The following is a 22728-nucleotide window of genomic DNA, read 5'->3' as shown; positions in this document are numbered from 1 at the left end:
ACTCCTTACATTGTCGTCGGTTCATAGATCGCCGGAGGCAGGTCAAAGCCCCACAGACGGAACCGTTCCGAATAGTGGCTACGTACACCGGTGGCGGTGAAATGACCGATGATTTTGTTCTCAGGCGTCAACCCAACACGTTGAAATCTAAATATTTCTTGCATCGATATGACGTCACCTTCCATACCTGTGATCTCGGTGATCGAGGTCATTCGGCGCGAGCCATCCTGCAAGCGGCTGGCTTGCACGATCAGGTTCACAGCGCTTGAGATCTGGCTGCGGACCGCCTTGATCGGCATTTCGATCCCGGCCATCGCAATCATGTTTTCCAGACGCGAAATCCCGTCACGGGCCGAGTTGGCGTGGATCGTAGTCATGGACCCATCGTGGCCTGTGTTCATGGCCTGCAACATGTCGATCACCTCGGCGCCACGCGTCTCGCCCACGATGATGCGGTCAGGGCGCATACGCAGGGCGTTTTTCAGACAGTCGCGCGGGCTGACTTCGCCTTTGCCTTCCACGTTGGGCGGGCGGCTTTCCATCCGGCCCACATGGGTCTGTTGCAGCTGAAGTTCCGCCGTATCCTCGATTGTCAGGATACGCTCGGCGTCATCGATAAAGCTGGACAGGGCGTTCAGCGTGGTGGTTTTACCCGAACCGGTACCTCCGGAGACGATCACGTTCAGCCGGGTCGACACGGCGGCTTGCAAATAGGCCGCCATTTCTTCGGTGAACGCGCCGAAATTGACCAGGTCGTCAATGCCCAGCTTGTCCTTTTTGAACTTACGAATGGACACAAGCGAGCCATCCACCGCAATTGGCGGCACCATAGCGTTGAAACGCGAACCATCGGCCAGACGGGCGTCAACATACGGGTTGGATTCATCCACACGACGACCCACGGCGGACACGATCTTGTCGATGATCCGCATCAGGTGCTTTTCATCTTTGAACGTGATGTCGCTGATTTCCAGCTTACCATGACGTTCCACGAAAATCTGTTGAGGGCCGTTTACCAGAATATCGTTTACGGTATCGTCCTGAAGCAACGTTTCCAGCGGCCCAAGCCCGGTGACTTCGTCATATAGTTCTTTGTTCAGTTGCGAACGGTCATCGCGGTTGAGCACGATGTTCTTGTCTTCCAGAACCTCGCTGGCGATCGAGCTGATCTCGGCCCGCAGTTCGGCTTCGCCCGCATTCTCAAGGGCCGCCAGGTTCAGGTTCTCAAGCAGTTCACGATGCAACTCGATCTTGATCTCGCCCAACCGCTCCTTACGCTTGCGTTCCTTGTCACTTGCGACCGGCTCGGCGGTTTTTTTCTTGAGCGGACGCCGCGCGACCGCAGTCGCCGAAGCTGCTTTTTCCGGCGCCGGGGCAGGTGTCGCGGCTTGCGCCTTGATTGCTTCGACCGGCTGTCCGGCGGGCTGTTTCTTGTATCTTGAAAACACGTCGGATCCCCCTTTGGGATGATGTTACGCGGCCTCGGCGCTGCTGCTGCCAAGGGTGTGAAGTGACTTTGCCAGTTTTGCGATTTCCTTGCGCAATGGGTTCTTTGCTGCCGAATTGGCCAGCGGCAGACCGTGATCGCCGCTTTGCATCACCGGCTTGCCGCCGTCGGGCAGTTGCAGATCAATCGAAATACCCAGGCTTTCGCCCATACGTTTCACGCGGCTTTTACCGTTTAGATCAGTGAATTTCGGGGCCCGGTTTAGGGCAAACCGTAGCTTGTTGAAGGGCAGTTCCTCGGCCTGCAACGCGCGCTTGAGGCGCAGAGCGTTTTGGGCCGAGCGCATATCCAGCTCGATCAGGGCGAAATACACATGCGCGGCCTGAAGAACGGTTTCCGACCACTGCACCAGCGTACTCGGCATATCGACGATCACATAGTCAAAGTGCTTGCGCGCGGTATCAATCACGCGCTGGATGTCTTCGGGAGTGATCAGATCCAGCGGCACCATGTCCGAAGGGGCCGTCAGAACCTGCATCTTGTCTTCGTAGCTTTGCAGCGCTTGCGAGAAGACATCGTCATCCATCGAATCCGTGTCTGACAGCATCTCGAACACCGTTTCGCGACGCGGCAGGTCCAGATAGGTCGACACGGTGCCGAACTGCAAATCCAGATCCAACAGGCAGACCTTCGGGGTTTCCTTGTCCGATGCGGTTGCCAATTCCCAGGCAAGGTTGACGGCCATTGTCGTCGATCCGACGCCGCCAGCCAGCCCATGCACAACGAACAAAGCACCTTCTTTCGACTCGCCCTGCGTCAGCTGAACCGCAGCTTGTTGTGCGACAACGACGGGGTCAGGCTGATTCATGCGCGCGATTGCTTCTTGCAGTTCGCCTTCGGGAAGAGGGTAGGGAACAAATTCGTCCGCGCCCTTGCGCAGCAACTGATGCAGCGATGCCGGAGTCACATCTTCGGCAATAAGGACGACTTTGATTTTCTTTTCTTTAGCGCGCGAGATGATCTCGCCCATCTGGGTCAGGTTGTCCTCGTCTTCGCCGTCAATGGCCAATGCGACGAATTCCAGGTTGTCCGCCTCGGGCTGTCCAAAGAAAGCAAGTGCTTCCGCAAATCCCAGATCGCCCCAGCGCTCACCCAGAGCGGCTTCCATATCTTCGATGAGCAAGTCGAAATTCTGGACATCTCTGCTGATCGTGCAGGCCAGAATGGCGGTGTTATCATCTTGCGTCGTTGCGCTTGTCATTAACCCAATCCTCATCATGAGGGCAGCCATCCCGGCGAACGCAATCGTTCGATCAGGCTGGCTGTTGCCCTGCTGCGACCTTTTACGGCCGACTTCACCCAATTGTTGAAAATGTGGCTTGGAACTTAGGCAAGATTTAGGCGCAAAAGAACCAATTGTAGGGAATTGGGCGACGATGTCGCCCAATTCAAGTTTATTGTTTTATTCGCCGCCGTCGGAGGTGTCACCGAGGTTCGTTTCAGCGCGCAACTGGCTTTCATACGTCGCGCTTCCGACATATTCGCGGTAGATCACTTCGGCGTATTTACCGTCCAGAATCAGCGGGTTACCGTCCACAAAGCCGGAAACCTCTGTCACGGTCCGGCGGTTGCGGCGGTCCCTGTTCGGCGTGTCGATTAACGGACGCGTTTTGCCGAAGGATACAACAGCCTCAAGACGGGAGCGTGAAATGCCCTGTTGAGTCAGGAATGCCACTGCTGCGTTTGCCCGGCGTTGACCCAAGGCTTGGTTGTAAGCCTGAGAGCCGACCGCGTCGGTGTGACCGTAAACCCGGAAGCGCGCTTCTGGGAATTGTTTGATCCAAGCCGCTTGCCGCAACAGAATCCGCCGTGCCGATTCATCCAGCTGTGCGCTGTCGAAGGCAAAGTTGATCTGCGTCGGCACCTCGGCGGCGAATCTCTGACCCAGAATCTGGGCGTAGCTCAGGTCGCCGTTCAGGACACGCGTGTTGTGCAGTGTCGCATTTCCGAATGCGCCTTGGTCGATTTCATATCCGGCCTCTCGCGTACACGCGGTGACAGAGACCGAAAGACCCAGTGCGATTATCCACTTTTGCATTGGTCCTATCCTCCTATCAATCCAGGACGTAGCCGTAAGAGCTACCGAAGTCCTGCTTGGCGACCTCAGAAGCCGCGCCGGCTCCGGCGGGTTCGGTTCGTGCGACACGGCCATTGATAAACAGATCAAATTCGCTGGGTGGTTTGACCCGATCTGTCGGCAATGCCAAAGCTTCGCCACGTGTGGGCGACACCAGGTGTGCCGTCACAATGATGACCAACTCACTTTGCGCACGCTGGTATTCCGCGCTGCGGAACAGGGCACCCAAAACCGGCACATCGCCGATCCAGGGAACCTGGCTGTTGATGTCGGTAAAGTCATCCTGAATCAGCCCAGCGATTGCGAAGCTCTCACCATCGCGCAGTTCAACAGTTGTGCTGGTTTGGCGAACGATGAAGGTGGGAACATTGTCACCCTGGATTGTGAAGTCCGAGTTTCCGTCAATGGCCGACACAGAGGCCGCCATTTCAAGATTAATAATGCCGTCATCCAGAACGCGGGGGATAAAGTCCATCTCTACGCCGAAGGCGCGATATTCGATCGCGATGACGCCATCGTCCTGTGGCACAGGAATCGGGACCTCACCACCGGCAAGGAAGGTGGCTTCCTGACCGGACAGGGCCGAGAGATTCGGTTCTGCCAGGCTGCGGGCCAGGCCTTTGGATTCCAACGCTTCAAGCAGCAGGCGAACCTGAGTAGACCCTGCGCCAAATCCAAAGAGGATTGCGCCGGTATTCGTCTGAACGACTGGAATGTTATTGTTCAACGCATTCGTCAGAGCCGGAAGGTTGTTCAACGTGTTGAAACCACCTGATGTGTCAGTCCCGGCAAAGCCCAGCGACGCGGTCAGGCTTTTGGCAACCGACCGGTTCATCTCGGCAAAGCGAACTTTCAGCATCACTTGTTGAACACCACCGACCGACATCAGGTTGGACACACGTTCGGGCGCGTAGCGCTCGGCCAACTCCAATGCGCGGGCCAGTTTGCCGGAACTGGATACTGTCCCGGACAATACGATCCCGTCATTGGCAGTTCGTACTTCAATCCGCTCATTGGGAAGGATCTGACGCAGACGCTCTTTGAACTCCGATACATCCGGCGAAACCCGGACCCGAACATTCGCAAGCAAGTTACCTGCACCGTCGAACAATGTCAGAGTGGTCAGACCGGGCGCTTTACCCAATACATAGATCGTGCGATCCGAAAGCGACGAAATATCAGCGATGCCAGCGTTGGCAATGCTGAGCTCGGCGAACGGCTGCTCACTCTCAACAACAATGGCGCGGTTCATCGGGACATCCAGCGTTTCCGCTGTTCCCTTCTTTACCACGCGAAGACTTTCAGCCCAGGCGGTCTCACCGATTGAACTGATAACAAGCGTCAACCCCAGCAGGGTTGCGCTGATCCAAGAATATATTTTCATGTGACCTGCCTCTCCGATCACGCCTCGTTTTAGGTTTAGCACCTTATGCCTGTTAACCCTGCGCGAATTACGAATTTATTGCAATAATCAAGGGTTTCTGGAATTTTCCTTATGTGGACAATTCGCAACATCCAAAATGAAACAAGCCGCGCAGAGGCGCGGCCTGTCATCCTAAAGCGCTGATTTGGCGCTAGTTTGTGCAGGGTGTCACGATTCCGGTATCAAAGATTTCGGCGCCGCGACGGGTCTTAATCGTGCAGACTTCTTCGACGGCTGCAGGTGCCGCAGGAGCGGTCTCTTTGATTCCCAACAACTTGCGTTGGTCAACCTCGACGGCGCTTGCGACCGTCTCATCTTGTACGCCAACCAAAGCCAATGACAAACGGCCTGTGTTCTGCGCTTGCGCTAGGGCGGCAATCTGTTCAGGTGTAGCCGCAACAGTAACAGTACGCGCGATCGTTGCGCCAGCCAGATCTGATCCGGCGGTTTGGTCGACTGCAATCAACTCGATATTTGTCTGGATCAGACGAGTGATTTCGCCGTTGTTGCCGGCAATCGCACCGCTAAGAGAGCCGGTCCAATACACGTCGACCTTGTCGCTGGGGCGTAGGAAGCCCGAAACCCCCGAGGCCACGTCGACACGGATTGCGAACGCACGCATCCCTTTGGCAAGGCGCGAGGTCAGACCTGCTGCTTCGCCCGGCTCCGTCACTTTGACGGCCATCAAAGCTTCATCTTTTTCCATTGTCCTCAGGACAAAACGGTCGCCTTTTGCCGATTCTGGAAAAAATGCTGCCAATTCGGAAAAAGTGCCTTCGGGAATCGCATCTTCGGGCCATTTCACGACGCGCACATCTTCCTGGGCGATGCGCTCACCATATTTCAGGGCGCGTGTTGATACCAAAACGTCAACAGTCGGCACGGATTTGACATTCGCCAAAGCCTCTTCCGCCGCTCGTTTCTGTCGCTCCACTTCTGCCTGAGTCTGGGCGATATAGTCCCGCGCCAAGTAAACAGCGCCACCGGCCAAAGCCACCCCTATAATCAGGACTAGTCCAAATACTGCACGCATTCGTGTCCCCTCGTATCATTTTGTTGTCGTTTAATCGCCGATTGGATTTCGGCCATGCTCGACCTTGGGTATCGGTTAATTGTGTCGAAAAGAGGGACAATCCCGATAGTTTTTGCGTTTTTTTGTGCAGAGCTTACTCAAGCCTACACTGAACTTAAGAATCTGGGCTGTCCGAAAAATCCAGGTCTATTTCATGCACAACTACAGACGAGACCGCGGCGCCGTTTCTGGCGTCCAAGTCTTTTACTGGTTCCGCTATGTAAAGGCCGATGAAAGAAGCGAATCCAACAATCGCGGCGGTCAAAACAACCCAGTCGACCGTGACTGCTCCATTTTCGCAATCCAAAAACTGTTTAAGTCTTTTTAGCATGTGGCACCATGGCAAGGACGCTTAAAAAAAATGGGGCCAAGCCTAACTAAGCATGACCCCACCGAATTTGTTTTCAACAGGAGTGGTATTACGGAGTAGTACCAAACGAAGTGTTGATGTCGGACGGAGTGTCAACCGTGCCAAGTGCGGTACCGACGTTGCGCGAAACAGTCGCGGTGCCGTCGCCGATCTGAGTGTAAGCAACTGCGGCCAGGCCAACGATAGCTGCGGTCAGAACGACCCAGTCAACTGTTACGGCGCCGTCTTCGTCTTTGCAGAAGTTCTTGATGAACTTGATCATGTTACGTCCCTCCTAAGGATCAAAATAGTTAATTAAACCTCGGCGTCTTCCAGAGCTTTCTCTCTCAGTCCGCTCCCGACCGTCTCGGTATGGCATTATGTTTGACGGGCAGGCGTGGCAGGAATTGGGCCAAACCCCAAATTTTTTCGCTTAAGTTTAACTTTTTGATAGCTTTCACGGTAAGTCACTGAGAATAAACAATTAAAATATTCTCTTTTGCTCGAGGATGTGAAATCTGCGATGCAAAATTGCGGCAAATGAGGCGAATCTGCCCCAATTCACGTTGTTTTTATGGCCTTAGCCGTCGATTCCGGGTTCATATCAGCCAAAAGAAATCCGTGAGGCGGGCAAAATGAATCTCCGGAATGTAATGCTGAGCGTCAGCTTGGCGGTTGCGACGATATTGGCTCCTGTTCAAGCGCTTGCGCAGACGCAAGAGCCAAGAGGTGTCTATAAACGTGTCAAAGCGCCAAAGCCGGGGACGCGCCCACGCGTGACCGTGCAGATAACACCTCAGGAACATGCGGCGGCTCCGTCCGCGCCCAGTACCGGGGCAGAGATTGAGGTGCCGGAGGTAATCGCTCGTACCCGCGTCGCACCTCCGGCCTCGCCGGGCGGGTCGGACAAACCGGTTGGGTCCTACAAAGCCTTCTGGGACAAGATATCTCCTGAATTGGCGCAGGCCCGGGCTGGCCGGTTGGAAGATGCGATGAATGCGCTGATCGCAATCAACGTGGCCTCCCCTCGACTGCAGACCCTTCAGACCATTGCACAGCAGCAAGGGATTGAGATCCTGCGGCAGACCGTGGGCACTAATGTGTCCCCAGCATTGGTTTTGGCTGTGATCTCGGTGGAATCGGCTGGCCGGTCTGACGCGGTCAGTTCAGCAGGTGCACAGGGGTTGATGCAGCTTATGCCTGCCACGGCCAGGCGCTTTGGCGTCGAGGACAGTTTTCACCCCGGCCAGAACATCTCGGGTGGTGTGAAATATCTGGACTGGCTGATGAACGAGTTCGACAACGACCCGATTCTGGTGCTGGCAGGCTACAACGCAGGCGAGGGGTCGGTGCGCAAACATGCCGGGGTGCCACCGTTTTCCGAGACGCGGGACTATGTGCCCAAGGTGCTGGCGGCGTTTCAGGTGGCCCGCGCGCTATGTTCCACGCCACCCCAATTCATTTCCGACGGCTGCGTGTTTCAGACGCTGAATTGAAATAGGCCCGCTTTAACCAGCGGGCCTTTTCATTGGATACTCAGTTGACGATATTGGCCTCGGTGGCGGCACGAATCTCGTCCTCGGTCACGCCCTCGGCGATCTCGACGATCTTGAGGCCGCCGTCGACCACGTCCATCACACCCAGATTGGTGATGATGCGGTTCACCACTTTTTTGCCTGTTAAAGGCAGGGTGCATTTCTTCAGCAACTTTGATTTGCCGTGCTTGTTGGTGTGATCCATCACTACGATCACGCGGCCCACACCGGCCACCAGATCCATCGCACCGCCCATGCCTTTGACCAGCACGCCGGGGATCATCCAGTTGGCCAGATCGCCTTCTTCATCGACTTCCATCGCGCCCAGAACAGCGGCGGCGATCTTGCCGCCCCGGATCATGCCAAAGGACGTGGCACTGTCGAAATAGGACGTACGAGATAGCTCGGTAATCGTTTGCTTGCCCGCGTTGATCAGGTCGGGGTCTTCCTCGCCCTCGAAAGGGAAGGGGCCCATGCCCAGCATTCCGTTCTCGGATTGCAGAGTGATGTCCTTGTCGCCCACATAATTCGCCACCAGCGTCGGAATACCGATGCCAAGGTTCACATACATGCCGTCTTCCAACTCTTGCGCCGCACGGGCGGCCATCTGATTACGATCCCAGGGCATTATGCGTCCTCCTTCTTGCGGGTGGTGCGCTGTTCGATGCGCTTTTCGTGGCTGCCCTGAATGATGCGATGCACATAGATGCCGGGCAGGTGGATCGCATCGGGGTCCAGCGAGCCGCGGGGCACGATTTCCTCAACCTCGGCCACGCAGACCTTGCCGCAGGTCGCAGCGGGCACGTTGAAGTTCCGGGCGGTCTTGCGGAACACCAGATTGCCGGTGTCGTCGGCCTTCCACGCCTTGACGATGGCGAGGTCGGCAAAGATGCCTTCCTCCATAATGTAAGTCTCGCCGTTGAAGTCCTTATGCTCTTTACCTTCGGCGATCACGGTGCCCACGCCGGTTTTGGTGTAGAAACCGGGAATACCGGCACCACCGGCGCGCATACGTTCGGCCAGAGTACCTTGCGGGTTGAACTCCAGCTCCAGCTCTCCGGCCAGGTACTGACGCATGAATTCGGCGTTTTCGCCAACATACGAGCTGATCATCTTCTTGACCTGCTTGGTCTGCAACAGAATGCCGATGCCGAAATCATCGACGCCTGCGTTGTTCGACGCAAAGGTCAGGTTCTGCGTGCCTGCCTCCTTGATGGCCTCAAGCAGCAGTTCCGGAATACCGCACAGGCCAAAGCCGCCTGCCGCGATGAACATGTCGTCATGCAGCAGCCCGTCCAACGCCTCGGCCGCGTTTGCATAGACTTTTTTCATGAAAAACTCCCCCAATGACATGGTGATGGGCAGGTTGTGCCGCCACGTCACGGGGAAGTCAACGAATCCAAGGGGGTGGTGGTATTTCTACCTAAGAGGCCGCCTTCTTGGTGGTTTTCTTGGCCGCTGCATTTTTCTTGGGGGCAGCCTTCTTTTTAGTGCCTTTCTTGGCGGCGCGTTCATTGACCAGTTCGATGGCCATTTCCTGCGTCACGTCCTCGGGCTTGATATCCTTGGGGATGGTCGCGTTGACCTTTTCCCATTTGACATACGGCCCATAGCGTCCATCCAACACCTGCATCGCGCCGCCATCGGGGTGATCGCCCAACTCCTTAAGCGGTTTTGCCGCCGCCCGGCGTCCACGGCCCGGATTGGCGCGCTTTTCGGCCAACATCTCGACCGCGCGGTTCATGCCGATTTCAAAGACGTCATTGGGGTCTTTGAGGTTGGCATATACCGGCTTCGTCTCTTCCGGCATCTGGTGCATGATATAGGGCCCGAACCGTCCGAAATTCGTGCTGATCATGCCGCCCTCGGGGTGTTCGCCGATCTGGCGGGGCAAGGACAGCAGCGTCAGCGCCTTGTCCAGATCCATGTCATCCTTGCTCCACCCACGGGGCAGGGACGCACGCGGGGGTTTCTTGTTCTCGGGCGTTGGCTCGCCGCGCTGGACGTAAGGCCCGAACCGGCCGGATTTCAGCCAAATCTCATCGCCCGCATCTTCGCCCAGCAGGCGTTCATCGCCCTCAGCCCCTTCGCCCGCGATGGGGCGGGTATAGGTGCACTCGGGGTAGTTGCCGCAGCCGACAAACCCGCCGGTGCGCGAGGTTTTCAAGTGCAGTTGCCCCAAGCCGCATTTTGGGCAGACGCGGGGGTCGGAGCCGTCTTCGCGCGGCGGATACAGCTGGGGTGCCAGCGCTTCATCCAGCTTGTCCAGTACTTCGGAAATCCGCAGCTCGGACGTCTCCCCAATCGCGGCCGAGAAATCGCGCCAGAATTTACCCAACAGGTCTTTGTAGTCGCGGTCGCCCGCGCTGACATCGTCCAGCTCGCCTTCCAGATTGGCGGTGAATTCATAGCCCACGTACTGCCGGAAGAAATTCAGCAAAAAGATCGTGACAATCCGGCCTTTTTCTTCGGGGATCAGCCGGTTTTTATCCTTGCGCACATATTCGCGGTCCTGAATCGTGGTCACGATCGAGGCATAGGTTGACGGACGCCCGATCCCTAGCTCTTCCATGCGTTTGACCAGCGTGGCCTCGGTATAGCGTGGGGGTGGTTGGGTATGGTGTTGCAGGGCCAGAACGGCCTCATTGTCGGACAGAACTGCGGCCTTGTCCTCGGCTTTCGAGAACTGATCCTTAAACGAGGTCTTGGCGAACCGCGCCGGATCGCCCTGCATGATCTGCGGCAGGCGTTTATCGTCGTCATCGGCAACGTCGTCGCGGCCTTCTTCATAGACGCGCATGAAGCCGTCGAACATGACCACCTGACCGGTGGCACGCAAACCGACTTGGCCGTCATCGCTGCCGATCTCGACCGTGGTGCGTTCCAGCCGTGCCGCGGCCATCTGACAGGCAATCGTGCGCTTCCAGATCAGGTCATACAGCTTGCGCTGATCCTCATCCGTGACCTTCAGGTCGCTGGCATCGCGCGACATATCCGTGGGACGGATACACTCGTGGGCTTCTTGCGCGTTCTTGGCCTTGTTCTTGTAGATGCGCGGGCTGTCCGGCACGTATTCCTTGCCATAGCGGTCAGAGATGGCATCGCGCGCGGCGGCCACGGCCTCGGGGGCCATGTCGATACCGTCGGTCCGCATATAGGTGATGTAGCCCGCCTCATACAGTCGCTGCGCCACCTGCATTGCATGGCGCGCACCCATGCCGAACTTGCGGCTGGCCTCCTGCTGCAGGGTCGAGGTCATGAATGGGGCCGACGGGTTGCGCGCCGCAGGCTTCGCCTCGACGGAGGTAACGCTGAGTGCGCGGCTGGTGATCGCCTGCACCGCCAGTTCGGCCTGCGTGGCGTTTTTCAGGTCATGCTTGTCCAGCTTGTTCCCGGCCAGAGTGACCAGACGCGCCTCATAAGTCTGGCCGCGTGGGGTTTCGAACAGCGCTTTGACCGACCAGTATTCGACCGGCTTGAACGCCTCTATCTCCATCTCGCGCTCGACGATCAGACGCAGACAGACTGATTGCACGCGACCTGCCGACTTCGCCCCGGGCAGCTTGCGCCACAGGACGGGGGACAAGTTGAACCCCACCAGATAGTCCAGCGCGCGGCGTGCCAGATAGGCTTCGACGAGAGGCATATCGACCTGACGCGGATTCTGCATCGCCTCGGTCACGGCGTCCTTGGTGATGGCGTTGAAGGTCACGCGGCTGACGGGCGTGTCCTTCTTGATCGAACGGCGCTTGGTCAGCGCCTCTTGCAGGTGCCAGCTGATCGCCTCGCCCTCTCGATCGGGGTCAGTGGCCAGGATCAGGGCGTTGTCTTCTTTCAACGCGTCGGCGATGGCCTTGACATGCTTGCGGCTGTCATTGCCGACCTCCCACTTCATTTCAAATTCGTGTTCGGGATCGACCGATCCGTCCTTAGGTGGCAGGTCGCGCACATGCCCATAAGACGCCAGAACCGTGTAGTCGGGGCCAAGGTATTTATTGATCGTTTTGGCCTTGGCAGGGGATTCTACAACAACTACAGGCATTTAGGGGAAAACCTCGCTCGACGAATATGGCGCCTTCTATGATGGTGCAAAATGTGTAGGGCAAGAGCGAATTGTCAATGCGTTCCTTTGGTCATGGGAATTTGGGGGTGATTTCAAAACGATACGAGTGAAAAAAGGGCCCTCAAGCCGAAAGAGACAGCAACCCGCCCGGTTGACGTTGGATACGCCCTTCCAGCTCAAGATCCACAAGTGCGGGGCCGATTTCGCCCGCCGAGGCGGCGATGTCACGGATCAACTGATCCTCGGCAATTGGTGAGGGACCGAGGCGGGTCAGAATCGCCTTGTGCAAGGCGGCAGGCGGGGTTGGCTTTGTGATTGTTGGGGTGCGCTGCGGCCGAGTAGCTGTGATCAGGTCACGCTGGGGCAGGGCTTCGATCACGTCTTCGGCCGAGCGCACCAAAGTCGCCCCGTCGCGGATCAACAGGTTGCATCCGGCGGCGCGGGCATCAAAGGGATGGCCGGGAACGGCCAGAACCTCGCGCCCCTGATCCAGCGCATCCCGCGCAGTGATCAGGCTGCCGGATTTTGCGGCGGCTTCAACCACGACAACCGCCTGCGCCAGCCCCGAGATGATCCGGTTGCGGCGTGGAAAATGCCGGGCTTGCGGTGTCACGCCCATGGGCTGCTCCGAAACACGCAACCCGGATTCGGCGATTTTTTGGGCGAGATCAGTATTCTCGGCAGGGTAGATCACATCGACGCCACCGGCCATCACAGCAACAGTACCTGTGTCCAAAGCGGCCATATGCGCTGCGGTGTCGATCCCGCGTGCCAGGCCCGAGACGATGATATGTTCCTGTTTGCCCAGATCCGTCGCCAGCCCCCGCGCCATCCGCGCGCCGAGTGACGAGCAATTGCGCGCGCCAACCATCGCCACTGCAGGGCGGTGCAATATCGACACGTCGCCGATGGCCCACAGCATCGGTGGGGCATCATTGAGATCGTTCAAAGCGTTGGGAAAGTCGGCGGACCCAAGGCACAAAAGCTGCGCTTTGGCAGCTTTTGCGGCCTTGAGTTCCGCCTCAATCACGCCGGGCGGGCACGTTTCATACCCTTCAATACCAGCAGCGCGTGCCATTTCGGGCAGCGCAGCCAGCGCATTCTGCGCTGAGCCATGTTCCCGCAGCAGCCGACGAAACGTCGCCGGACCAACCTTGCGAGAGCGCAACAGACGAAGCCAGGAAAACCGATCCTCTTCCGTGGTGGGTGGGAGTGTGGGGTGATAGGAAGAAAGCTGCTCTTCGGTCATCCGTTGCTCCGCCTGATTGCAGAACTGGTTTACGACTGTAGGGGTTAACAGCTTCTGAATCCTCTCAAATTTTTCTGGTATTTTTGCGATTTGATCTCGTGACAATGGCTAGTGTGTTGAAAAATAGCGAAAATATTTTTTCGCAACTATAGGGTCAACCAGATATTGCCCAAATCTATGCGTAGGATTTGAGGCGCTGTGTTAACCCTGCGCCTCAACAGATGAGCCACGATTCTAACTTAGGCCGCCGATCCGCCCACGGTCAGGCCGTCCATCAGAACGGTAGGTTGGCCAACGCCAACGGGCACCCATTGACCGTCCTTGCCGCAGGTGCCCATGCCGGGATCCAGCGCCATGTCATTGCCAACGCCACGAATACGGTTCAGCGCGGACGGGCCATCGCCAATCAACGTGGCCCCTTTCACCGGTGCGCCGATTTTGCCGTTTTCGACACGGTAAGCCTCGGTGCACGAGAAGACGAATTTGCCATTGGTGATGTCCACCTGACCACCGCCAAACCCGACCGCCCAGATACCGTCCTTGATGTCAGCGACTAAGGATGCCGGGTCGGCGTCGCCACCCAGCATAACAGTATTAGTCATGCGCGGCATTGGTTTGTGAGCATAGCTTTGACGACGGCCATTCCCGGTAGGGGCAACCCCCATAAGACGCGCGTTCTGGCGGTCCTGCATGTAGCCGGTCAGGATGCCATCCTCGATCAAAACGGTGCGCGAACTGGGCGTGCCCTCGTCGTCGATCGAGATCGAGCCACGCCGATCCGGGATCGTGCCGTCATCGACCACGGTCACGCCTTTGGATGCGATTCGCTGCCCCATGAGCCCGGCAAAGGCGGAACTGCCCTTGCGGTTGAAGTCACCCTCCAACCCATGACCGATGGCTTCGTGCAGCAGAATGCCGGGCCAACCAGGGCCAAGCGCGACCTCCATCACACCGGCCGGGGCGGGGATGGCGTCGAGGTTGACCAGCGCGATCCTCAATGCCTCTTGCGCCTTGTCCTGCCAGTCTGCCGGGTCGATCAGCCCGTCCAACCCAACACGACCGCCCCCACCGGCCGAGCCGCTTTCGCGGCGACCGTTCTGCTCGACAATCACCGAGATGTTCAGCCGCGTCATCGGTCGCACATCGCGTACCAGCACGCCATCGGGGCGGAGAATCTCAACCTCCTGCACAGCGGCAGCGATGGTTGCGCTGACTTGTACGACCCGAGGGTCCAGATCGCGGGCAAAGGCATCGATCTCGCGCAGGGTTTCGATTTTGACCGGAAAACTGGCGGATTCTATTGGGTCCTCATCCGTATAAAGCCGCTTGTTCGTAGCGCGCGGAGCGTCCGCCAGCGTTCCTCCGCCATCCCCAACCGCCAAACGCGCGGTTTCGGCGGCTCGTTTCAAAGCGCCGATCGAAACATCGGTGGAATGCGCGTACCCAGCCACTTCGCCTTGCACCGCCCGCAGGCCGAACCCTTCGGACGCGTCATAAGACGCAGTCTTTAGCCGACCGTCATCAAAGACCAACGCTTCGGATTTGCGACGCTCGACAAACAGCTCTCCGTCCTCGGCCCCGGCGGTGGCAGATTGAAGGACCGCAAGGGCTTCGTCCTGTGGAAGAACGCTTTCAAACGGGCGAAACGGGTCGTTGGGCATCACTTGGGACCTTTCGGGTTTGATCCAGATCAAAAATAGCGTCTGTTTGACGCAAGCATTTTGCTTTATCTACCCGCAGGAATATGGTTTTTAACGCGGCTAAAGACAACGGGAGAGGTGCGACCGATTCACACCTTTTCGCCAGGGACGCAAAGATCAAACGATCAGGACAGAACATGAAGAATGCTTTGATGCTTTCGGGCTTTATGACAGCCCTCTCCAGCCTTCCGGCCATGGCTCAGGAGCTTGAGATTATTGGCAAACCGGTTGATGGTGGTATGGGCTTCCAGCCCGCCGTGACCGAGCTGGCCACCGGAATTCAGCGGCTGGACGGGATGATTCTGGTGATCATCACCGCGATCTGTCTGTTCGTGGCTGGTCTGCTGATCTATTGCATCGTGCGCTACAATGAACGCTCGAACCCTGAACCTGCGCGGTTCTCGCACTATACCCCGGTTGAGATCGCGTGGACGCTGGGCCCGATCCTGATTCTGGTCTTTATCGGTGCATTCTCGCTGCCGGTTCTGTTCAAACAGCAGGAAATTCCCGAAGGCGACGTGGTGATCAAGGTTGTCGGCAACCAATGGTACTGGACCTATGAATACGTCGACCACGACTTTGCATTCGACAGCTACCTGCTGGGCCATCCGGCCACGCTGGACGAAGGTGCACGCCCGGCGGATGCCGATGTGACCCCGTTTGTTCTGGATGATGCAATGCGCGCCAAGCTGGCAGATGCCGGTTACAGCGATGATGAGTGGCTGCTGGCCACCGACACCGCTGTTGTCGTGCCCGTGGGCAAGGTCATCGTTATGCAGGTCACCGCGTCCGACGTGATCCATTCGTGGACCATCCCGTCCTTTGGCGTGAAGCAGGACGGTGTGCCCGGTCGTCTGGCCGAGCTGTGGTTCCAGGCCGACAAAGAAGGTGTGTACTTCGGACAGTGTTCGGAACTGTGCGGCAAGGACCATGCCTATATGCCGATCACCGTCAAAGTGGTCAGCGAAGAAGCCTATGAAGAATGGCTGCAGGGCGCTCTGGAAGAGTATGCTGGCCAGCCTGTCACCTATCAGGTTGCCTCGAACTAAGCCCTTTGCGGCCTAGGTTTAAACAAGTGGGCTGCGCGGGGATCGCGCAGCTTTTGCCCCCAAAGGACCGGACATGAGCGACGCAAGCATCAATGCCAGCCAAGTGACCGCCTCGGCGCACGCGGATGAGGCCAGCTTTGGCGATTATTTCGCCCTGCTGAAGCCGCGCGTGATGTCACTGGTCGTGTTCACGGCCTTGGTGGGTCTGCTGGCAGCACCGGTGCCGGTGCATCCTTTTGTCGGGTTCTGTGCCATTCTTTTCATCGCCATCGGCGGCGGCGCGTCTGGCGCGCTGAACATGTGGTGGGATGCGGATATTGATCGGGTGATGAAACGCACCAAGGGTCGACCGATTCCGGCGGGTAAAGTGCAGGAAGGCGAGGCGCTGTCGCTGGGACTGGCGCTGTCGGGCCTGTCGGTGATCATGCTGGGGCTGGCGACCAATTGGTTTGCTGGTGCTTTTCTGGCGTTCACCATCTTCTTCTACGTCGTCGTCTATACGATGTGGCTGAAACGCTCGACGCCTCAGAACATTGTGATCGGTGGCGCGGCAGGGGCCTTCCCGCCGGTAATCGGGTGGGTCGCGGCCACGGGCACGATGTCGATTGAGCCTTGGCTGATGTTCGCCCTGACCTTCATGTGGACCCCGCCGCATTTCTGGGCGTTGGCGCTGTTCATGCGCTCGGACTATGACGACGCAGGCGTGCCGATGCTGACCGTGACTCATGGCCGCCGCGCGACGCGCAGGCATATCCTGGTTTACACGGGCCTTCTGGCGCTGCTGGCTGTTGGAACGGCATTCTCGGGCATTGGTGGTCCGGTCTATCTGACCGTCGCTATAGTGATGAACGCCTTGTTCCTGTGCGGTGCATGGGCAATTGCGCGCCGGACCGAGGACGACTCGGAAGCAGATAATTTCAAGGTCGAGCGGTCCTTCTTCAAACTGTCGCTGCTGTACCTTTTCCTGCACTTCGGCGCGATTCTGATTGAGGCGTTGCTTAAACCCTATGGGTTGGGAGGCTGGTCATGAGCCTGCGCAAAAGCCACGAACTGCACGAACGTCGTTTTAGTCGCAATCTGGGCGTAGGCCTGACGCTGGCGGCGTTCATCGTGATCATTTTCGGTCTGACCATCGTCAAAGTCTCGGGAACCGATTTCAACATGGCGACGCAAGAGGTGCAGAACTGATGGCGCTGTCTGGTCCTCAAAAGACGGTTGTTCAAACTGTGGGCGTCGTGGTGCTGATGGGCAGCCTCGCCTGGGCTGCGGTGCCGTTTTATGACTGGTTCTGCCGCGTCACCGGGTTTGGCGGCACCACAGGTGTGGCTGAAGCCGCGCCTGAGGATATTCTCGACCGCACCGTCACCGTCCGCTTCGACGCGTCAAAGGCCAAGGACATGGCGTGGGAGTTCAAACCGGTCGAACGTGAGATGGAAGTACGCATCGGCGAGACCGGGCTGGCCTTTTACGAGGCTTATAACCCGACCGACCGACCGATTGCGGGGCAGGCATCCTACAATGTCGCGCCCTATTCGGCCGGCGGCTATTTCCAGAAAATCGCCTGTTTCTGCTTTGAAGAACAGGTCCTGCATCCCGGCGAGCGGGTTCAGATGCCGGTAAGCTTTTTCGTCGACCCTGAGATGGTCGAGGATCTGGAAGCGAAATATGTGCATACGATCACGCTGTCGTATACATTCTACGAAATTGACCTGCCCGAGGGCTATGCCGCCCTTGATGCGCAGGCTGATACAAACACGAACTAATGCCTTTAGGTGAGGGACGCTGATGGCACACGCTAAAAACCACGATTATCACATTCTGGCCCCGTCGATCTGGCCGCTGATCGGCGCCGTTGGCGGCTTTGTGATGCTGTTCGGAGCCGTCCTGTGGATGCACGGCGTCACGTCGTTCATGTTCTGGATGGGTCTGGTTGCCGTTCTATACACCATGTTCGCCTGGTGGTCCGAAGTGGTGGCCGAAAGCCGCGCGGGCGACCACACGCCGGTGGTGCGCATCGGCCTGCGCTATGGCTTCATCCTGTTCGTGATGTCCGAGGTGATGTTCTTCTTTGCCTGGTTCTGGTCGTTCTTCAAACATCGCATGTACCCGATGTACGACTATGCCGGCACCGAATATATCCAGCCGGATATTCATGCGGTTGACCCGTTCCATCTGCCGCTGATCAACACGCTGGTCCTGCTGCTGTCGGGCTGCGCGATCACATGGGCGCACCACGCGCTGGTGCACAACAACGACCGCAAGGCGCTGGTGCAGGGTCTGGCGATTGGGATCGTGCTGGGCATCGCCTTCACCGCGCTGCAGGCCTTTGAATATTATGAGCTGCTGGCTCATGAGGGCTGGGAGTTTGGTGGCGACCAGTTCTATTCGAACTTCTTCATGGCAACCGGTTTCCACGGCGCGCATGTGATCATCGGGACGATCTTCTTGAGTGTCTGCCTGATCCGAGCTCTGAAGGGCGATTTCACACCTGAAAAGCACGTGGGATTTGAGGCCGCCGCTTGGTACTGGCACTTTGTGGACGTCGTCTGGCTGTTCCTTTTCTTTGCCGTTTATATCTGGGGTCAGGCTCCGCTGTTCTGATCCGCTCAGATAGGTAAATTGCAAAAGCCGCCCCGAGGGGCGGCTTTTTCTCGATCGGGGGCGCAAGATTGCGCCCCATACAATTGCGAGGTTGCAATCGGGATCGCGCTGCCCTTAACAAGACGCCGGTTTCTGCAACAAGGTTTCACCTGACTATGCGCCGCATTCTGTTCCTTCTGATCTTCGGGCTTGCCGGTCTGGGCGTGCTGCTGTCGCTGGGCGTCTGGCAGGTGCAGCGTTTGGCCTGGAAAGAGGCCGTTCTGGCCGAGATCCACTCGCGCATCGCAGCAGATCCCGTGGGCCTGCCGCAGAGCGTATCCGAAGACACCGACAAATACCTGCCGGTAACGATTTCGGGCGATATGGAGCCGGGGGAGATCCACGTTCTGGTCTCGGTCAAGCAGGTCGGGGCGGGCTATCGGATCATCCAGTCGTTTAGCACCGAGGATCGGACTATTCTGGTGGATCGTGGCTTTGTGCCCACTACGGCGAAACTGGTCGAGCGACTGACCGGGCCAATGACCGTAACCGGCAACCTGCATTGGCCGGATGAGATCGACAGCTATACGCCGGAACCCGATATCGACGACAACATCTGGTTCGCGCGAGACGTGCCCAATCTGGCCGCCGCGCTTGGCGCCGAACCCATCCTGCTGATTGCCCGGTCGGAAACCGACCCCAGCATCACACCTTTGCCGGTGGACACGGCGGGCATTCCCAACGATCACCTGCAATATGCAATCACATGGTTTGGTCTGGCTCTGGTTTGGGCCGCAATGACCGGTTATTTTCTGTGGCGCAACCGCGCCCCTGCACAGAGTGAAGAGCAATGAAATATATCTCGACCCGTGGCCAAGCGCCGGAACTGACCTTTGAAGAGGCGATGCTGACCGGCCTAGCGCGCGATGGCGGCTTGTACTTGCCCGCCGAGATCCCGGTGATGAGCCATGATGAGATCGCCGCGCTGGCCGGTCTGCCCTATGAAGAGATCGCGTTCCGTGTGATGTGGCCCTATGTCAGCGGCTCGTTCACCGAGCAGGAGTTCAAGGACATCATCGCCCGCGCCTATGAAGGCTTTGGCCATGACGCCCGCGCTCCGCTAAAGCAGCTGAACGAAAACCACTTCCTGCTGGAACTGTTCCACGGCCCCACTCTGGCCTTCAAGGACTTTGCCATGCAGCTGATTGGTCAGCTGTTCCAGGTGGCGCTGAAGCGGCGCAATGACCGTGTGACCATTGTAGGTGCGACCAGTGGCGATACCGGTTCGGCCGCGATTGAGGCGTTTCGCGGGCTGGACGCGGTGGATGTGTTCATCCTGTTCCCGCATGGCCGTGTTTCTGAGGTGCAGCGCCGTCAGATGACGACGCCCGCCGACAACAATGTGCATGCGCTTGCCGTGGATGGTGATTTCGACGATTGTCAGGCCGCGCTGAAAGATATGTTCAACGATTTCGACTTCCGCGACGGGGTAAAACTGGCCGGCGTGAACTCGATCAACTTTGCGCGGGTGCTGGCGCAGATCGTCTATTACTTCTCGGCGGCTGTCAGTGTGGGGGCACCGCATCGCAAGGTCAGCTTTACCGTGCCCACCGGCAATTTCGGCGACATCTTTGCGGGCTATCTGGCCAAACGCATGGGGCTGCCCATTGATCGTCTGGTTGTGGCGACCAACCAGAACGACATCCTGCATCGCTGTCTGTCGGGTGAGGGGTATTTCAAGGGCGATACTATCCCTTCGATCAGCCCGTCGATGGATATTCAGGTCAGCTCGAACTTTGAACGGGCGCTGTATTACGCCTATGGCGAGGATGGCAGCGCCGTTGCGCAGTTGATTGATGAACTGAAAACCGGTGGTTTCAACGTCAGTCAGGGCGCGATGGAGGCCCTGCGGGAAAATTTCGACTCGGGCCGTGTGTCCGAAGACGAAACGCTGGCCACAATCAAACACACGCTGGCGCACAGCGCTGAACTGGTTTGCCCGCACTCGGCCATCGGGATCAAGGTCGGTGAAGATCACCGCTCGACAGACGTGCCGATGATCACGCTCGCCACTGCCCACCCGGCGAAATTCCCGGCGGCGGTCGAGAAGGCAAGCGGGGAACATCCGGCTCTTCCATCCCGCATGTCTGATCTGTATGAACGTCCGGAACGGGTGACACGGATTGCCAATGATCTGGGTGCCCTCGAGGATCATATCAAAGGGCATATCGCCGAGTGACTGTCAGACAAGACCAGCTGAAGAACGGATTTCGGATCGTCAGTGAGAACATGCCGGGGCTGCAATCTGCGGCCATCGGCATCTGGGTGACCGCGGGTGCGCGGAACGAGCGGATCGAACAGAACGGCATCGCGCATTTCCTTGAACACATGGCGTTCAAGGGAACCGAGCGGCGGTCTGCGCTGCAAATCGCCGAGGCGATCGAGGATGTGGGCGGCTATATCAACGCCTATACCTCGCGCGAGGTGACGGCCTATTACGCGCGTGTTCTGAAAGACGACGTTGCGCTGGCGATGGACGTGATCGGCGACATCGTTCTGAACTCGATCTTTGACCCGCGTGAGATCGAGGTTGAGCGCGGCGTGATCCTGCAGGAAATCGGTCAGGCTTATGACACGCCCGACGATGTGATCTTTGATTGGCTGCAAGAGCAGAGCTATCACGATCAGCCCCTGGGCCGTACTATTCTGGGTCCGACCGAGCGGGTCAGCGCGTTTTCGCGCGAAGACCTGTCGGGTTTCGTGTCTGAACATTACGGGCCTGAGCAGATGATCCTGTCGGCAGCAGGGGCCGTTGATCACGATGCGCTGATGAAAATGGCCGAAGAGATGTTTGGTCATCTGCAACCGCGCAAAGGGTTGATTGCTGAGGCCGCGAAGTTCACCGGTGGCGAAGCGCGGCAGGAAAAGAATTTGGAGCAAGCGCATTTCGCACTGGCAATCGAAAGCCCGGGCTACCGTGATGATGCGATCTATACGGCGCAGATTTATTCGACCGCTTTGGGCGGGGGCATGTCTTCGCGGCTGTTCCAAGAGGTGCGCGAAAGCCGTGGGCTTTGCTATACAATCTTCGCTCAGACCGGAGCTTACGCGGATACCGGCACGACGACGATCTACGCAGGAACCTCGGCCGATCAGGTGGGTGAGCTGGCAACGATCACCATCGATGAGATGAAGCGCGCCGCCGAGGATATGAGCCCCGAAGAGGTCGCCCGCGCCCGCGCGCAGATGAAAGCCGGGATGCTGATGGGGCTGGAAAGCCCCTCGAACCGCGCTGAACGTCTGGCGCGGCTGGTGCAGATTTGGGGTCGGGTGCCCTCGCTTGAGGATACGGTCGCCAAGATTGACGCGGTCAGCACCGAAGATGTGCGTGCCTTTGCCGAAACCATGGCGATACAGGCCCCGGCGGCGCTGGCGCTGTATGGTCCGGTCTCGGGCGCGCCCACATTGGCGGAATTGCAGGAGAGGCGCGCGGCGTGATGCTTCTGGGCCGACGCAAGCTGAAACTTGAGACAGCGCGCCTCAGCCTGCGCCCGCCGGTGCATTCCGATTTCAACGACTGGGCGGCGCTGCGGCGGGCCTCAAAAGAGTTTCTCACCCCGTGGGAGCCGATCTGGGCCAAGGACCACCTAAGCCGCAAGTCTTTTACCAACCGGGTTTATTGGGCGCAGCGCTCGGTTGCGAGCGGGACGGCGATACCGCTGTTTCTGTTTCGACGCGAAGATGACCGGCTGGTCGGTGCGATCACGCTGGACAATATTCGACGCGGCCCGGCGCAGGCGGGAACATTGGGGTATTGGACCGGGCAGGCCTATGCGCGAAATGGCTATATGCGCGAAGCGATCGGGGCCGTGGTGCATCATGCCTTTACGCGCTTGGATCTGAGCCGGATCGAGGCGGCGTGTTTGCCCGAAAACAAGCCCTCGCGCGGGTTGCTGGAGCGGTCAGCCTTCAAATATGAGGGCGTGGCGCAATCCTATTTGCAGATCAATGGACGGTGGCGGACGCATGTTCTGTATGCGTGCCTGCGGTCGGACCGTCGCGGCAGGACCGACGCGGGCTAGGGGGCTCTGCCCCCGTCGCAGCAAGCCGCGCCTCCCCCGAGG

General features: G+C 58.1%; 21 protein-coding genes. 10 read left to right on the top strand and 11 right to left on the bottom strand.

Going from position 1 to position 22728, the window contains the following annotated elements:
• Positions 1-5: 5 nt before the first annotated feature.
• The 6 genes from ACR0DB_RS03385 to ACR0DB_RS03360 all read right to left on the bottom strand — a co-directional run bounded on the left by ACR0DB_RS03385 (position 6) and on the right by ACR0DB_RS03360 (position 6711).
• Positions 6-1448, bottom strand: coding sequence for a TadA family conjugal transfer-associated ATPase (locus tag ACR0DB_RS03385; RefSeq protein ID WP_170769981.1), 1443 nt, complete (start codon positions 1446-1448; stop codon positions 6-8).
• 24 nt (positions 1449-1472) lie between these two features.
• Positions 1473-2708, bottom strand: a complete 1236-nt coding sequence (locus ACR0DB_RS03380; RefSeq protein ID WP_170769982.1) for a CpaE/TadZ family protein — start codon at positions 2706-2708, stop codon at positions 1473-1475.
• A 201-nt stretch (positions 2709-2909) separates the two neighbouring features.
• Positions 2910-3545 carry an OmpA family protein gene (locus ACR0DB_RS03375; protein WP_170782874.1) on the bottom strand — a complete coding sequence of 212 codons (636 nt, stop codon included), beginning with the start codon at positions 3543-3545 and terminating at the stop codon, positions 2910-2912.
• A 16-nt stretch (positions 3546-3561) separates the two neighbouring features.
• The gene (locus ACR0DB_RS03370) at positions 3562-4968 is read right to left on the bottom strand and encodes a type II and III secretion system protein family protein (protein WP_170782873.1); all 1407 of its coding nucleotides are present in this window, start codon (positions 4966-4968) and stop codon (positions 3562-3564) included.
• 190 nt (positions 4969-5158) lie between these two features.
• Positions 5159-6040 carry a Flp pilus assembly protein CpaB gene (gene cpaB, locus ACR0DB_RS03365; protein ID WP_170769985.1) on the bottom strand — a complete coding sequence of 294 codons (882 nt, stop codon included), beginning with the start codon at positions 6038-6040 and terminating at the stop codon, positions 5159-5161.
• Between the two features lie 458 nt (positions 6041-6498).
• Positions 6499-6711, bottom strand: a complete 213-nt coding sequence (locus ACR0DB_RS03360; protein ID WP_170769986.1) for a Flp family type IVb pilin — start codon at positions 6709-6711, stop codon at positions 6499-6501.
• Positions 6712-7063: 352 nt separating this feature from the next.
• On the opposite strand from ACR0DB_RS03360, the gene ACR0DB_RS03355 reads away from it, so the two are divergent.
• Positions 7064-7924, top strand: a complete 861-nt coding sequence (locus ACR0DB_RS03355) for a lytic transglycosylase domain-containing protein (RefSeq protein WP_480548880.1) — start codon at positions 7064-7066, stop codon at positions 7922-7924.
• Positions 7925-7964: 40 nt separating this feature from the next.
• Here ACR0DB_RS03355 and ACR0DB_RS03350 read toward each other — a convergent pair whose 3' ends face one another.
• The 5 genes from ACR0DB_RS03350 to tldD form a co-directional block, all read right to left on the bottom strand.
• A complete protein-coding gene (locus ACR0DB_RS03350; RefSeq protein WP_170782870.1) occupies positions 7965-8591 on the bottom strand; it encodes a CoA transferase subunit B in 627 nt (208 codons plus the stop codon).
• Positions 8591-9295: a CoA transferase subunit A gene (locus tag ACR0DB_RS03345; protein WP_170782869.1), complete on the bottom strand. Its 705-nt coding sequence runs from the start codon at positions 9293-9295 to the stop codon at positions 8591-8593. The genes ACR0DB_RS03350 and ACR0DB_RS03345 overlap by 1 nt, the downstream gene beginning before the upstream one ends.
• Before the next feature lie 91 nt (positions 9296-9386).
• A complete protein-coding gene (topA, locus tag ACR0DB_RS03340) occupies positions 9387-12005 on the bottom strand; it encodes a type I DNA topoisomerase (protein WP_480548877.1) in 2619 nt (872 codons plus the stop codon).
• 142 nt (positions 12006-12147) lie between these two features.
• On the bottom strand, positions 12148-13275 hold the full coding sequence (gene dprA / locus ACR0DB_RS03335; RefSeq protein ID WP_480548875.1) for a DNA-processing protein DprA: 1128 nt from the start codon (positions 13273-13275) through the stop codon (positions 12148-12150).
• 239 nt (positions 13276-13514) lie between these two features.
• Positions 13515-14936: a metalloprotease TldD gene (gene tldD / locus ACR0DB_RS03330; protein ID WP_170769992.1), complete on the bottom strand. Its 1422-nt coding sequence runs from the start codon at positions 14934-14936 to the stop codon at positions 13515-13517.
• A gap of 176 nt (positions 14937-15112) precedes the next feature.
• On the opposite strand from tldD, the gene coxB reads away from it, so the two are divergent.
• The 9 genes from coxB (at position 15113) to ACR0DB_RS03285 (ending at position 22686) form a co-directional block, all read left to right on the top strand.
• Positions 15113-16024, top strand: coding sequence for a cytochrome c oxidase subunit II (gene coxB / locus ACR0DB_RS03325; RefSeq protein ID WP_480548873.1), 912 nt, complete (start codon positions 15113-15115; stop codon positions 16022-16024).
• A 73-nt stretch (positions 16025-16097) separates the two neighbouring features.
• A complete protein-coding gene (gene cyoE, locus ACR0DB_RS03320; protein WP_480548871.1) occupies positions 16098-17054 on the top strand; it encodes a heme o synthase in 957 nt (318 codons plus the stop codon).
• A complete protein-coding gene (locus tag ACR0DB_RS03315) occupies positions 17051-17212 on the top strand; it encodes a hypothetical protein (protein WP_170782863.1) in 162 nt (53 codons plus the stop codon). Before cyoE ends, ACR0DB_RS03315 begins: the two co-directional genes overlap by 4 nt.
• Entirely contained in the window at positions 17212-17787 is a 576-nt protein-coding gene (locus tag ACR0DB_RS03310) for a cytochrome c oxidase assembly protein (protein ID WP_480548868.1), read from the top strand. Before ACR0DB_RS03315 ends, ACR0DB_RS03310 begins: the two co-directional genes overlap by 1 nt.
• A 22-nt stretch (positions 17788-17809) precedes the next feature.
• Entirely contained in the window at positions 17810-18625 is an 816-nt protein-coding gene (locus ACR0DB_RS03305) for a cytochrome c oxidase subunit 3 (protein ID WP_170782861.1), read from the top strand.
• Positions 18626-18780: 155 nt separating this feature from the next.
• The gene (locus ACR0DB_RS03300) at positions 18781-19458 is read left to right on the top strand and encodes an SURF1 family protein (protein WP_480548866.1); all 678 of its coding nucleotides are present in this window, start codon (positions 18781-18783) and stop codon (positions 19456-19458) included.
• Positions 19455-20843: a threonine synthase gene (thrC, locus tag ACR0DB_RS03295; protein ID WP_480548864.1), complete on the top strand. Its 1389-nt coding sequence runs from the start codon at positions 19455-19457 to the stop codon at positions 20841-20843. The genes ACR0DB_RS03300 and thrC overlap by 4 nt, the downstream gene beginning before the upstream one ends.
• A complete protein-coding gene (locus ACR0DB_RS03290) occupies positions 20840-22102 on the top strand; it encodes a M16 family metallopeptidase (RefSeq protein WP_480548862.1) in 1263 nt (420 codons plus the stop codon). The genes thrC and ACR0DB_RS03290 overlap by 4 nt, the downstream gene beginning before the upstream one ends.
• Positions 22102-22686 carry a GNAT family N-acetyltransferase gene (locus ACR0DB_RS03285; protein WP_170770610.1) on the top strand — a complete coding sequence of 195 codons (585 nt, stop codon included), beginning with the start codon at positions 22102-22104 and terminating at the stop codon, positions 22684-22686. Before ACR0DB_RS03290 ends, ACR0DB_RS03285 begins: the two co-directional genes overlap by 1 nt.
• Positions 22687-22728 lie beyond the last annotated feature (42 nt).

This window comes from Ruegeria sp. AB6 (assembly GCF_056542685.1).
Note: the sequence above shows the minus strand (reverse complement) of the source record. Positions and strands in the feature narration are given on the sequence as shown.

Excerpts from the sequence above, each read along its gene's own strand:
- ACR0DB_RS03380 (WP_170769982.1), bottom strand. The coding sequence starts at position 2,708 with ATGACAAGCGCAACGACGCAAGATGATAACACCGCCATTCTGGCCTGC.
- ACR0DB_RS03375 (WP_170782874.1), bottom strand. The coding sequence starts at position 3,545 with ATGCAAAAGTGGATAATCGCACTGGGTCTTTCGGTCTCTGTCACCGCG.
- ACR0DB_RS03370 (WP_170782873.1), bottom strand. The coding sequence starts at position 4,968 with ATGAAAATATATTCTTGGATCAGCGCAACCCTGCTGGGGTTGACGCTT.
- cpaB (WP_170769985.1), bottom strand. The coding sequence starts at position 6,040 with ATGCGTGCAGTATTTGGACTAGTCCTGATTATAGGGGTGGCTTTGGCC.
- ACR0DB_RS03360 (WP_170769986.1), bottom strand. The coding sequence starts at position 6,711 with ATGATCAAGTTCATCAAGAACTTCTGCAAAGACGAAGACGGCGCCGTA.
- ACR0DB_RS03355 (WP_480548880.1), top strand. The coding sequence starts at position 7,064 with ATGAATCTCCGGAATGTAATGCTGAGCGTCAGCTTGGCGGTTGCGACG.
- ACR0DB_RS03350 (WP_170782870.1), bottom strand. The coding sequence starts at position 8,591 with ATGCCCTGGGATCGTAATCAGATGGCCGCCCGTGCGGCGCAAGAGTTG.
- ACR0DB_RS03345 (WP_170782869.1), bottom strand. The coding sequence starts at position 9,295 with ATGAAAAAAGTCTATGCAAACGCGGCCGAGGCGTTGGACGGGCTGCTG.
- topA (WP_480548877.1), bottom strand. The coding sequence starts at position 12,005 with ATGCCTGTAGTTGTTGTAGAATCCCCTGCCAAGGCCAAAACGATCAAT.
- dprA (WP_480548875.1), bottom strand. The coding sequence starts at position 13,275 with ATGACCGAAGAGCAGCTTTCTTCCTATCACCCCACACTCCCACCCACC.
- tldD (WP_170769992.1), bottom strand. The coding sequence starts at position 14,936 with ATGCCCAACGACCCGTTTCGCCCGTTTGAAAGCGTTCTTCCACAGGAC.
- coxB (WP_480548873.1), top strand. The coding sequence starts at position 15,113 with ATGAAGAATGCTTTGATGCTTTCGGGCTTTATGACAGCCCTCTCCAGC.
- cyoE (WP_480548871.1), top strand. The coding sequence starts at position 16,098 with ATGAGCGACGCAAGCATCAATGCCAGCCAAGTGACCGCCTCGGCGCAC.
- ACR0DB_RS03315 (WP_170782863.1), top strand. The coding sequence starts at position 17,051 with ATGAGCCTGCGCAAAAGCCACGAACTGCACGAACGTCGTTTTAGTCGC.
- ACR0DB_RS03310 (WP_480548868.1), top strand. The coding sequence starts at position 17,212 with ATGGCGCTGTCTGGTCCTCAAAAGACGGTTGTTCAAACTGTGGGCGTC.
- ACR0DB_RS03305 (WP_170782861.1), top strand. The coding sequence starts at position 17,810 with ATGGCACACGCTAAAAACCACGATTATCACATTCTGGCCCCGTCGATC.
- ACR0DB_RS03300 (WP_480548866.1), top strand. The coding sequence starts at position 18,781 with ATGCGCCGCATTCTGTTCCTTCTGATCTTCGGGCTTGCCGGTCTGGGC.
- thrC (WP_480548864.1), top strand. The coding sequence starts at position 19,455 with ATGAAATATATCTCGACCCGTGGCCAAGCGCCGGAACTGACCTTTGAA.
- ACR0DB_RS03285 (WP_170770610.1), top strand. The coding sequence starts at position 22,102 with ATGCTTCTGGGCCGACGCAAGCTGAAACTTGAGACAGCGCGCCTCAGC.